We start from the raw sequence: 11,784 nt of genomic DNA on the forward strand, positions 1-11,784 counted from the left end.
GGCGGACGGCCGCATCGGACCGGCGCAGGCCGTGGTGAGGATCGCCGGGCCGTGGAAACAGGCAGGCCCACGACGCGTGCGCCACCATGCGCATTTCACGAGGCTGTCGCTACCTCATCTGTTCCGCACTTTGCACCTTCGCGAATCGGGCGGGCTGCGTTAGGATGAGGGTCGGCTCACGTCGAGCCCGGTCCAAGCCCAACACGCCGAGGATGGTTTCGTGAAAATACCGACCCGTCGTCTCTGTCTTCTCGCCGCCAGCCTGTTACTGGCCGCCGGCACCGCCGTCGCACAGCCGGTGACGTTGACGATTCTCCACACCAATGACACCCACGGGCATCTCCAGCCGTTCAGCTACCCTGATGCCGCAGCGTCCGGGCGCGAACTACAGGGCCTCCGTCTCTACAAGGACATCGGTGGCATCGCCCGCCGCGCGAGCATCGTGAAGGCAATCCGGTCCGGACTCGCCGGTCAGAAGAGCGAGGCGTGGCTGGTGGACGTCGGGGACTACTCGGACGGCACGCCGTTCTCCATCGAGTATCACGGGGAGGCGGATGTGGCGGCCATGAATGCGACTGGCTACGACTTCGGTACGCTGGGGAACCACGAGTTCAACAACCCGGTTGCGCAGGTCCGCAAGCTGATCGGCATGGCGAAGTATCAGCTGGTCTGCGCCAACGTGACCGATCGGACCACCGGGAAGCCCGCCATGACCCCGTACGTGATCAGGAACGTTGGCCCCGTACGGATTGGCGTCTTCGGTCTGATGACGCGCGAAGCTGCAACCTACCCTGCCGGGAAGGAGGCGTTCGACGTCGCCGACGAGATCGAAAGTGCGCGCAAGACGGTTGCCGCGCTTCGTCCGCAGGCGGACATCATCGTGCTGTTCTCCCACTCGGGCGAAGACGTGGACCAGCGCCTGGCCGAGGCCGTTCCGGAGATCGACGTGATCGTCGGCGGACATTCCCACTCCCGTCTCGCGTCCGGAGAGATGGTGTGGCACTCGGAGGACCTGAAGGCGACCTCGGTGGGCGGCACCGTCATCGTGCAGGCGCATCAATGGGGCGGCGAACTCGGACGCCTCGACCTGCTGTTCCAGAAGGATGGGAAGGGCGTCTGGCAGGTGGAGCGGTACCGGGCCCGGCTCATCCCGGTGACCTCCAACATCAAGGAGGACGCCGGCGTCGCCGCGGTGGTGAACCAGTTCTGGCAGCCCATCGCGCCGCGCTACGGCGAGGTCGTCGGCCAGGCTGACGGAGAATTCAGCGGCCGCGGTGACGACATGGCCGAGTACAACCTGATGGCCGACGCGATCCGCGAGATGTTCAAGACCGACTTTGCCGTGGAGAACCTGGGCGGCGTCAGGGCGCCTCTCCTGCGCGGCGCGGTCACCCGGGGCGACTTGATCACGCTCGATCCGTTCAACAACACCGTGGTGCTCTTCAAGGCGACGGGACGTGAACTTCGGCAGTTGCTCGAGCGCCACGCACCCGCGGTGTCCGGCATCCGCTACAGGCTCCAGAACCGGACGCTGGCCGAAGTGACCATTGGCGGCCGCCCGCTCGAGGACGACCGGACGTACACGGGCGTGACGAATTCCTACTTCGCAAGCGTCGCGCTGAAGGGAATCACCGTTCAGGACACCGGCAAGCCGCGCGTGGACACGCTGATCGAGTACGTCCGGCAGAAGGGGACGATTACGCCAGCCTACGACAGCCGCCGAATCGTCGTCCGGTAGGGGGCCGCCGAGGCGGCCCCGCCCCCCTTTCCTCCTTCATCCTTCCTCCTTCATCCTTCCTCCTTCCTCCTTCCGTCTTCATCCTTCCTTCTTCCGTCTTCCTCCTTCCTCCTTCATCCTTCATCCTTCCTTCTTCCCCCTTCCTCCTTCATCCTTGCCGTGGTAACGCGGTATGATCCCCGCGCTACCGAATCCCGCTACAGGCGAGCGACCTCGCCCGTTCCCAAGGAGTGATATGTCCGGCGTTGTTGACACGCACGCCCCGGCCCGCAGCGGCTTCCCGTCCACGTTCTGGACGGCGAACGTCATGGAGTTGTTCGAGCGGGCCGCGTACTACGGCCTGAACTCCGTCCTGGCGATCTACCTGACGAGCAGCGTCGCGAGCGGAGGGTTGGGGGCCTCGGTTGAGGCAGTCGGCTTCCTGCAGGGCATCGTCTACGCGGCGACCTACGTGCTGCCCATCCTGGGCGGCGCACTCGCCGACCGCTACGGCTACCGGCGGATGTTGCTCGTCGCGTTCTCGCTGCTCGCCACGGGGTACTTTGCCGCCGGCAACATGTCGAGCTACGCGATGGTGTTCCTGGCGCTGCTCGTCATGGCCACGGGCTCCGGCCTGTTCAAGCCCATCATCTCCGGCACCATCGCCCGAACGACCGACGAAACCAACTCGGCGTTCGGATTCGGCATCTACTACTGGATGATCAACGTGGGCGCGTTCCTCGCGCCCTTGATCGTCTCGGTGCTGCGCGGATTCTCGTGGCGGTACGTCTTCATGGCGTCGTCGCTCTACACCGGCCTGATGTTGCTCCCGACGCTGTTCGTCTACAAGGACCCGCCGCGGCCGGAGAACAGCAAGAAACTGAGGGACGTGCTCGTTGGCGCCGTCGAGGTGCTGCGCGACGCGCGCTTCATGTTGATGATCGTCGTGTATTCGGGCTTCTGGATTCTCTACTTCCAGAACTTCGGGACGGTGCTCTACTACCTGCGCGATTTCGTGGACAGAGGGCCGGTCAGCGCGGCCCTCACCTCCTTCTTCCGGTCGATCGGGTTGTCCTGGACGTTCAGTTTCGACGCCGAGCACGTCACGGTCATCAACGCCGGCACGATCATCCTGCTCCAGGTCGTCGTCAGCCGCATCGTCAAGAACCGGCCGGCGCTCGGCACCATGGTCACGGGGATGCTGATTGGCGCGCTCGGGTTCGTGTGCCTGGCGGCCTCGCAGAACCCGTGGGTGTTCATCCTCGGCATCGCCGTGTTCTCGGTCGGCGAGATGACCGCCCACCCGAAGTACTACAGCTTCGTCGGCCTGGTCGCTCCTCCGGACCGCAAGGCCGTCTACATGGGCTACGCCTTCCTGTACGGCGTGTTCGGATCGCTGCTCGGCGCCAACATCGGGTCGTTCCTGTATGCGCGGCTGATGACGCCCGTGATCAACTCGGCGATGGCACCGGCGCGGGCCCGCCTGTTCTGGCTTCTCTTCGCGGCATTGGACATCGTCGCGGCCGCAGGCCTGGTCGTGTTCTCCCGCAAGTTCGGCGAGGACACCCCGGCATCGCGACGGGGCGCATTGATCGCGATGAGGGTCGTGTACGTCGCGATCGGGCTGCTCGGACTCTACTTCCTCTATGCGGCGTACGGCTCGGCGCTGGCGCAGCAGGCCAAGAGCGGCGAATCGCTGCTCTTCCTGATGTTCGCCAACCGGACATCGATCCAGGCCCTCATCTTCCTCGCTCTCGGTGGCCTTGGTCTCATCATGAATCGCGCACGATAGCCGCGCGGGCAGGAGGTTCAATGCGGCGATTCCACCTGTTTCTTGCGTTGCTCCTGGTCTGTGTGGCCACCTCGTTGTTCGCACAGGCCCAGCCGCCGGTGGCGGTGGCGCCAAAGGCGGCGCCCGACATCCTTCCCTTCAAGGCGACCGAGACCACGCTCGCCAACGGCTTGAAGATCATCGTCGTCCCGACGGGCTTCCCCAACATCGTTTCGGTGCAGATTCCGGTCCAGACCGGCTCGCGCAACGAGGTTGAGCCCGGGAAGTCGGGCTTTGCCCATTTCTTCGAGCACCTGATGTTCCGCGGCACGCCGACCTATCCGCCGGAGACGTACCAGCAGATCATGACCAGGGCGGGTGCGCGCGAGAACGCGGGCACGGGCGACGACGTGACGTCGTACTACTGCACGTTCTCGAAGGGCGACCTCGAGACCATGCTCAAGGTGTACGCGGACATGTTCCAGAACCTGGCCTACTCGGAAGCCGACTTCAAGACCGAGTCGCGCGCGATTCTGGGCGAGTACAACAAGAACAACGCGAATCCGCTCGCGCAACTCTTCGAGGTCCAGCGCGACAAGGCCTACTCCGTCCACCCCTACAAACACACGACGATGGGCTTTCTCAAGGACATCGAGGCGATGCCCACGCTGTACGAGTACTCGAAGGTCTTCTTCAACCGTTGGTACCGCCCACAGTTCACCACGCTCGTCGTGGCCGGCGACGTGGATCCCAAGGCGGTGGTGCCAATGGTCGAGAAGTACTGGGGCAAGTGGAAGGGCGGCTCCGCCACGCCGGTGCCCATTCCCCAGGAACCCGCGTCGAAGGGACCGATCTACGCGCACGTACCGTGGGCCACACCGACGGTGCCCTGGGTCAGCGTCGGCTTCCGCGCCCCTGCGTTCTCCGACGCGGACAAGGACTACGCGGCGATGGACATGATCGCGGCGCTCTACTTTGGCAGCACGTCCGATCTCTACAAGAAGCTGGTCGTCGCCGAGCAGAAAGTGGATGAATTCGGCGCCAACAACCCGGGCAACGTGGATCCCGGGCTGTTCACCGTCATCGCGCGCGTGAAGAAGACGGAGGATGCAGTCTACGTGCGCGACGAGGTTCTCAAGACCATCGCGCGTGCCCGCACGGTACCGGTTACCGCGCGTCGCCTCGACGAGGCGAAGTCGGCGAATCGCTATGGCGTCACCCGAGGCCTCGACAGCACCGAACGGATTGCCGGCCTTCTGTCCAGTTTCGTCGCCTACAAGCGCTCGTACACCACGATCAACAACCTGTACCGCGTCTACGAGACGCTCACGCCGTCAGACCTGCAGAACGCCGCGCAGAAGTACTTCACCGATGCCGGCCTGATCGTGACGACGCTGTCGAACGAGGCCCTCCCCACGCAAATGGCCGCACTGCCCCAACTGGCGTCGCTCTCTCCGGCGGCCGGTCACTCGGCCCCGCCAACCACGCCGATCATCAGCCCCCGATCGCTGGCTGTCCCGACCGGCGTCGCGCCGATCGCCGACAGGAAACTCGTCCTGCAGAAATCGGTCACGCCGCAACTCGACATCAAGCTCCTCTTCGCGGTCGGATCTGCCCACGACCCGGCTGGCAAGGAAGGGCTGTCGGCACTTGCGGCCAGCATGATCGCCGACGCCGGTTCGAAGGCCCTCACCACCGATCAGATCAACGCGGTCCTCTACCCGATGGCCGGGTCGTTCGTCCGGCAGGTGGACAAGGAGATGACGACGTTCACGGGCGTCATTCACCGTGACAACTGGCGAAAGTTCGTCAGCACGGTGCTGCCGCAGCTGCTCGAGCCGGGGTTCCGCGACGAGGACTTCAGGCGGATCAAGGAGACCCAGCTGAACGCGCTGACCGAGGACCTCCGATCGAACAATGAGGAAGAACTGGGCAAGGAACGGCTCCAGGCCAATATCTTCCGAGGTACCCCGTATGGTCACCCGGCGGTCGGCACGCTCGAAGGCATCAGGGCCATCACGATCGATGACGTGAAGACGTTCGTGAGGACCGCCTACACCCAGGCGAACCTCACCGTGGGGATGAGCGGCAACCTGCCCGACGAACTGGTCGATCTCCTGAAACAACAGCTCGGACGGCTCCCGGCGGGCCATGCGCGGCCGCGGGTGGCCGTCGCCGGCGCGCGGCCATCCGGCATCGAGGTGGAGATCATCGAAAAGGACACGCGCAGCACGTCCATCTCGTTCGGTCTGCCCATCGCGGTGACGCGCGCGCATCCCGATTTTGCCGCGTTGTCGGTGGCCCGCGTGTGGCTTGGAGAGCACCGCGCGTCGAACGGCCGCCTCTATCAGCGGATCCGCGAGATCCGCGGGATGAACTATGGCGACTACGCCTACATCGAGGTGTTCCCGCGCGGGATGTTCCAGTTCGTCCCCGACCCCAACCTCGCTCGGCAGGCTCAGATCTTCGAACTCTGGATCCGCCCGGTCGTGCCCGAGAACGGCCATCTGGCGCTGCGCATCGCCATCCACGAGCTCGATGAACTCCTGACGAAGGGACTGACGCAGGCCGACTTCGAGGAGGCGCGGGACTACTTGATGAAGAGCGTCTTCGTCATGACCGCGCGCCAGGATGAGCAACTCGGCTACGCGCTCGACTCACTGTGGTACGGCACTGGCGAGTTCACCGAGAGCATGCGGAAGGCGCTGGCCGGCATGACGCTGGAGCAAGTCAACGCAGCGATTCGGAAGCACTGGTCGTCGAAAGATCTGTCGGTCGTGATCGTCACGAAGGACGCGGCCGGCCTCGAGCGGCGCCTTGTCACCGATGAGTTCTCGCCGATCCAGTACGACGGCCAGCGGCCCGCGTCTCTTCTCGAAGAGGACAAGGTGATCGGGAGTCGCAAGCTCGGCATCGACCTGGCCCACGTCCGGATCACACCGGTGGCGGAGGTGTTCGCCAAGTAGTCGGCACGGCTCTCATGAGCCGGCCCGGCGTGCCGATTACCGGTCTGGGTCGGGGTCGATCCTCCTGTGGTGCCCCACAATCCCGGCCTCAATCACCGGCGAGACCGCGCCCGGAGACGGTGGGGCCCCGACGCCGCGTACGCGGCCCGTGAATAGACTATGGCTAGAGTTCTCGTTGTCGATGACGAACCCCAGGTGCGCAGTGTTCTGGTCCAGATGGTCGGAAAACTGGGACACAACGCCGTGACGGCCACCAACGGCAAGCACGCCCTCCAGCAGCTCGAGGCGATGCCCGTGGACCTCGTCATCATGGACCTGATCATGCCGGAGAGCGAGGGCATCGAGACAACCGCCATCGTCAAGCGTCGCTGGCCGGACGTGAAGATCCTCGCGATCTCGGGCGGCGGACGCCACGCGCCTGAACCCTACCTGGCCATGGCCGCGGCCCTGGGCGCTGACGCCACGCTGGCGAAACCCTTTGAATGTGCCGATCTGGCTGCGGCCATCCGTGAGCTGTTGGCTCCCGTGGCTGCCCCGTCGGCGCCTGCTTCCGGCACAGCAGACTGTTCTTGAGTGACGAGGACCCGGTCATCGGGCGCTATACTGCCTGCGTGTCGACTTCCGAATCCCGGCTTCATCAGGACCTGATCGCCCTCCTCGGCCCCTCACGCGTCCTCACTCGGCCGATCGATCTCACTGCCTTCGCCTCCGACGCCAGCGTGTATCGACTGGTCCCGAAGGCCGTGATCCGTCCCGAGTCGATCGACCAGATCCGCGCGCTGTTCGAGGTGTGTCGGAGTCACCGCGTCCCGGTCACGTTTCGCGCCGCCGGCACCAGCCTGTCCGGTCAGGCCGTCACCGAAGGTGTGCTCGCCGACCTCTCACGCGACTGGCGCAGTGTCGAGGTTCTCGACGGAGGTCGCCGCGTACGGGTCCAGCCGGGTGTCATTGGTGCCGCCGTGAACGCGCGCCTGCGACCGTTCGGGGCGAAGATCGGCCCAGACCCCGCCTCGATCCGCGCCTGCATGATGGGCGGCATCCTGGCGAACAACTCGAGCGGGATGTGCTGCGGCGTCGTTCAGAACGCGTATCACACGCTCGAATCGCTCGTCTTCGTGCTGCCGTCGGGAACGGTCGTTGACACCGCGGATCCGGCAGCGGATGACCGACTTCGGGAGTTCGAGCCGGCCCTCGCACAGGGCCTCCTGGACCTGAGGCAGACAATCGCCTCAGACCCCGCACTCACGGACCGCATCCGGCACAAGTACCTGACGAAGAACACGACCGGGTATTCGCTCAACGCGTTCCTCGACTTCGAGCGGCCGGTCGAGATCCTCAGGCATCTTCTCGTCGGCTCCGAGGGCACGCTCGCGTTCATCGCAAGCGCGGTGCTCCGCACCGTTGTCGATCGTCCCGTGAAATACACCGGGCTCCTGCTGTTTCCCACGATCCGGGACGCCTGCGCGGCGATCGTGCCGCTTCGCGACGCCGGTGCGGCCGCGATCGAGGTCATGGATCGCGCCGCGCTGCGGTCGATCGAGCGGCAGCCGGGCGTTCCGCCGGGCATACCCGGCCTTCCCGCAGAGGCAGCCGGCCTCCTCGTGGAGTTCCAGGCCGAGCACGAGTCGGCGCGCGGGCAACTCGAATCCGCGGCGGCGGATGCAACACGGATCCTCGTGCTGCTCGAGCGCGCAACCTTCACGCACGATGCCGTCGAGCAGGCAGCGCTCTGGAAGGTGCGCCAGGGCATGTTCCCGTCAGTCGGCGCGACGCGGAGGCGTGGGACGGCCGTCATCATCGAAGATGTCGCGTTCCCAGTGGACCGCCTGGCAGACGCGGTCGTCGATCTGCAGGCGCTTTTGCGCCGCCACGGGTACGATGACGCCATCATCTTCGGCCACGCACGCGACGGCAACCTGCACTTCGTGTTGACGCAGTCGTTCAACGACCAGCCGGCGATCGATCAATACGCCCGCTTGATGGAGGACGTCGTCACGCTGGTGGTCCGACGGTACGATGGTGCGCTCAAGGCCGAGCACGGTACGGGGCGCAACATCGCGCCCTTCGTCGAGACCGAGTGGGGCCCCGAGGCCTTCGGGATCATGCGCCGGCTCAAGGCGCTCGTCGATCCCGACAACGTGCTCAATCCCGGGGTCATCATCGCCGCGTCGTCGGACGCGCATCTTCTCCACCTGAAGTCGCTTCCGGACGTCGACGAGAGCGTGGACAAGTGCATCGAGTGCGGCTACTGCGAGTGGAGGTGCCCGAGCCGTGACCTCACGCTGACGCCACGGCAGCGCATCGTCGTGCTGCGCGAGCTGGAACGACTGAAAGACGATGAGGCCGGCGCCGAGACCCTTGCCGCCATCGCCATTGATGTCCCGTACGACTCGCTCGACACCTGCGCGGCCGACGGCCTGTGCGCGACGGAATGTCCCGTCGGGATCGACACCGGCTCGCTCACCAAGCAGCTTCGGACGGCGCACCACGTGCCGTTCGGCCACCGCGCGGCTGTCTGGGCCGCCGCGCACTTCTCCACCGTCGAGACGCTTGTCCGGTTCGGCCTGCGGGCGGGCACACTCGTGGAGCGTGTCGCCGGCACGCGCACACTCACCCTGCTCAGCCGGCTGCCGCGTTTGCTCCTGCGTCGAACCACGCCGCTCTGGCTGGCGCCCATGCCTGGCCCTGCGCACGGGCAACGACACAACCCGGGAGCGAACGATCGTGCAACGGCGGCGGCCGTCTATCTCCCGTCCTGCGTCTCGAGGACCATGGGGCCGCTGCCGGGCGAGCGGGCCGAGATGAGCCTGATCGAGGTGATGACCCGACTCGCGGCACGCGCCCAGGCGCCCATCTGGATCCCGGATGACGCTGAGGGGCACTGCTGCGGCGTCCCGTTCTCGTCGAAGGGCTACGTGCGCGCTCACCGGACAACCGTGAATCGAACGGTCAACGCGATGTGGCGCTGGACGGACGGGGGCCGCCTGCCGGTCGTGGTGGACACGAGCCCGTGCACGTTGGGCCTTCGCACCTGTCGGCCGGCTCTCACCGAGGAAAACCAGCGGTGCTTCGACCGGCTGACCATCCTGGACAGCATCGAATTCACCGCCGACACGCTGTTGCCTCGGCTGGAGACACACCGAACGCGCTCGCGCGTCGTCCTGCATCCCGTGTGCTCGGTCGTGAAGATGGGACTCTCGCCGGCGCTCGAGAAGATCGCCAGGACCTGCGCCGATGACGTCGTGGTTCCGCTCGACGCCGGGTGCTGCGCCTTCGCCGGCGACCGTGGATGGCTCGTGCCCGAGTTGACCGCCAGCGCGACTCGCCGCGAGGCGGACGAGGTTCGCCAGGTCGTCGCCGATGGCCACTACTCGAGCAGCCGCACGTGTGAGATCGGCCTCACTCGGGCCACCGGACACGTGTACCATTCGTACCTGTACCTGCTCGAATGGGCGACACGGGAGCCTGCGAAACCGATCGACAGCGCACCTGCGCTACCGATACCATGAAGCGTTGTGAAGGGAGTAGCCGATGAAGCGATCGTTGACGATCCTCGCCGTGGTGGTGGCCGTCGCCGGCCTCAATGCCAGCCAGGCGACGAAGGCGGGAGGCGCCATGGACGAGAAGGTGATCACGACCCCGACGGGCCTGAAATACGTCGACCTCATGGTCGGCACCGGTGCCGAGGCGAAGAAGGGGCAGACCGTGCGGGTGCACTACACGGGTTGGCTGACCGACGGCAAGAAGTTCGATTCCTCGGTTGATCGCAAACAGCCGTTCGAGTTCAATCTCGGTGGCGGACAGGTCATCGCTGGATGGGACCAGGGTGTCGCCGGGATGAAGGTCGGTGGAAAACGAAAGCTGATCATCCCGCCCGCGCTCGGGTACGGCGCCCGCGGAGCCGGGGGAGGCTTGATTCCGCCCAACGCCGAGTTGATCTTCGAAGTGGAATTGCTCGGAATCGTCTAGCGGCACACCGGTCCCCGCCGCCAGGCGGGGACCGGCACCTCACCGGTGTTCTGCGATCAGCCGCTCGATCAACGCCAGACTCTCCGGGGACAGGCCGAGAAAGCGCATGCCCATGCCGAACGACGGCATGCTGTACCGCACCTCGGCCTGGACGGTGATCTCCTTCCCCAGCACGGTGAAACGAAGGCGGGCCACCGATCCACTTGGCAGGACCGTGCGGGCATCCACGAACGCACCCTCAACACTCAAGTCGGCAATCCGCACCTGGAGCCGACTGACGTCAATGCCTTCCAGCTCGGCCTCACAAAAGTACGTGATGCGTGTCGACTTCCGACGGTCCGATTCACTCATGGCTGAAGACCACGCCGAGCCAGGGAAAGGGGGCGCTCTGCCTATCAGAGACTATCAAGCCTCCGCCGAATCGTCCATCCCCGTTTCAATCCCGGCTTCCCCGGACCCGCGGTGGCCAGGCGGAGGTCCGGGGGGGCCGGCAGCGCACGTCAGCGCAGGTCACTGACTCGTCGGCTTGCGATGCCCTCGTTCACGGGCTACAGTGACAGGAAGTCGCCCCGCAGCACGCTCGCCGGGCGTTGGAGGAGGCCGTGGAGGATCGCTACTCGCGCGTGGACTACCGCCGACTGGTCGCCTGGCCACAGCGCATCGACCGGGAGTGGCCGTTCCTCCAGCGGGTGCTGGGAACCGGGGGTCGTGTCCTCGACCTCGGGAGCGGCACCGGCGAACATAGCCGGTTCCTCGCCTCAAAGGGATTCGACGTCATCGGCATCGACTCGTCGCCGACGATGATCGAAAAGGCGATGGACACGCCGTTGCCGGCGAACCTCCGGTTCATCGAAGGCGACATCGCCGATGTCGGGAGCCTGGTGGACGGCACATTCGACGGGGCCATCTGCCTCGGGAACACGCTGCCGCACCTCACGGAGCGCGGCACGATCGAACAACTCGTGTCCGGCCTGCGTCGTCGGCTCCGCCCGGGCGCGGCCTGGTTGCTGCAGGTTCTGAACTACGACAGGGTGTTCGAGAAGGGGCAGCGCTTCCTGCCGCTGAACTTTCGGGAAGATGACGCGGAGCGCGGCGCCGAGACCGTGTTCCTGCGTCTGATGACGCCGCGCGCAGACGGCACGGTTGTCTTCACGCCCTCCACGCTACGATATCGACCGGACGCGGAACCGCCCCTGGAAGTCGTATCCACGAGGAGCGTGTACCTGCACGGCTGGCGGCGGGCCGAACTGGAGGAGATCCTCGCCGCCGGCGGCTTCTCCAACCGGACCGTATTCGGCACGGTTGGTGACGCGCCATTCGTGCCGACCGAGTCGAACGACACGGTCATCGTTGCCAGGTAG

Annotated in this window: 8 protein-coding genes; 7 read left to right on the forward strand and 1 reads right to left on the reverse strand. The window is 65.7% G+C overall.

All coding sequences use genetic code 11. From position 1 onward, the window contains the following. The first annotated feature begins 220 nt into the window (after positions 1-220). The 6 genes from VGK32_03130 to VGK32_03155 all read left to right on the forward strand — a co-directional run bounded on the left by VGK32_03130 (position 221) and on the right by VGK32_03155 (position 10,423). Positions 221-1,738: a bifunctional UDP-sugar hydrolase/5'-nucleotidase gene (locus VGK32_03130; protein HEY3380732.1), complete on the forward strand. Its 1,518-nt coding sequence runs from the start codon at positions 221-223 to the stop codon at positions 1,736-1,738. A 235-nt stretch (positions 1,739-1,973) separates the two neighbouring features. Continuing rightward, complete coding sequence (locus VGK32_03135) at positions 1,974-3,509, forward strand: MFS transporter (protein HEY3380733.1); 1,536 nt, start codon at positions 1,974-1,976, stop codon at positions 3,507-3,509. A 20-nt stretch (positions 3,510-3,529) separates the two neighbouring features. Then, a complete protein-coding gene (locus VGK32_03140) occupies positions 3,530-6,454 on the forward strand; it encodes a pitrilysin family protein (GenBank protein ID HEY3380734.1) in 2,925 nt (974 codons plus the stop codon). A 159-nt stretch (positions 6,455-6,613) separates the two neighbouring features. Then, complete coding sequence (locus VGK32_03145) at positions 6,614-7,027, forward strand: response regulator (GenBank protein ID HEY3380735.1); 414 nt, start codon at positions 6,614-6,616, stop codon at positions 7,025-7,027. 38 nt (positions 7,028-7,065) lie between these two features. Next, positions 7,066-9,963: an FAD-binding and (Fe-S)-binding domain-containing protein gene (locus VGK32_03150; GenBank protein ID HEY3380736.1), complete on the forward strand. Its 2,898-nt coding sequence runs from the start codon at positions 7,066-7,068 to the stop codon at positions 9,961-9,963. Between the two features lie 22 nt (positions 9,964-9,985). After that, complete coding sequence (locus VGK32_03155; GenBank protein ID HEY3380737.1) at positions 9,986-10,423, forward strand: FKBP-type peptidyl-prolyl cis-trans isomerase; 438 nt, start codon at positions 9,986-9,988, stop codon at positions 10,421-10,423. 39 nt (positions 10,424-10,462) lie between these two features. Here the strand turns inward: VGK32_03155 and VGK32_03160 are convergent, their stop codons facing one another. Beyond that, positions 10,463-10,774, reverse strand: coding sequence for a PilZ domain-containing protein (locus VGK32_03160; protein ID HEY3380738.1), 312 nt, complete (start codon positions 10,772-10,774; stop codon positions 10,463-10,465). 251 nt (positions 10,775-11,025) lie between these two features. Between VGK32_03160 and VGK32_03165 the strand changes: the two genes are divergently transcribed. Then, entirely contained in the window at positions 11,026-11,784 is a 759-nt protein-coding gene (locus VGK32_03165; protein HEY3380739.1) for a class I SAM-dependent methyltransferase, read from the forward strand.

This window comes from Vicinamibacterales bacterium, assembly GCA_036504215.1.
In the GTDB taxonomy this organism is placed as follows: Bacteria; Acidobacteriota; Vicinamibacteria; order Vicinamibacterales; family Fen-181; genus FEN-299.

Coding starts and splice junctions, on each gene's coding strand:
- VGK32_03135 (HEY3380733.1), top strand. CDS start 1,974: ATGTCCGGCGTTGTTGACACGCACGCCCCGGCCCGCAGCGGCTTCCCG.
- VGK32_03140 (HEY3380734.1), top strand. CDS start 3,530: ATGCGGCGATTCCACCTGTTTCTTGCGTTGCTCCTGGTCTGTGTGGCC.
- VGK32_03145 (HEY3380735.1), top strand. CDS start 6,614: ATGGCTAGAGTTCTCGTTGTCGATGACGAACCCCAGGTGCGCAGTGTT.
- VGK32_03155 (HEY3380737.1), top strand. CDS start 9,986: ATGAAGCGATCGTTGACGATCCTCGCCGTGGTGGTGGCCGTCGCCGGC.
- VGK32_03160 (HEY3380738.1), bottom strand. CDS start 10,774: ATGAGTGAATCGGACCGTCGGAAGTCGACACGCATCACGTACTTTTGT.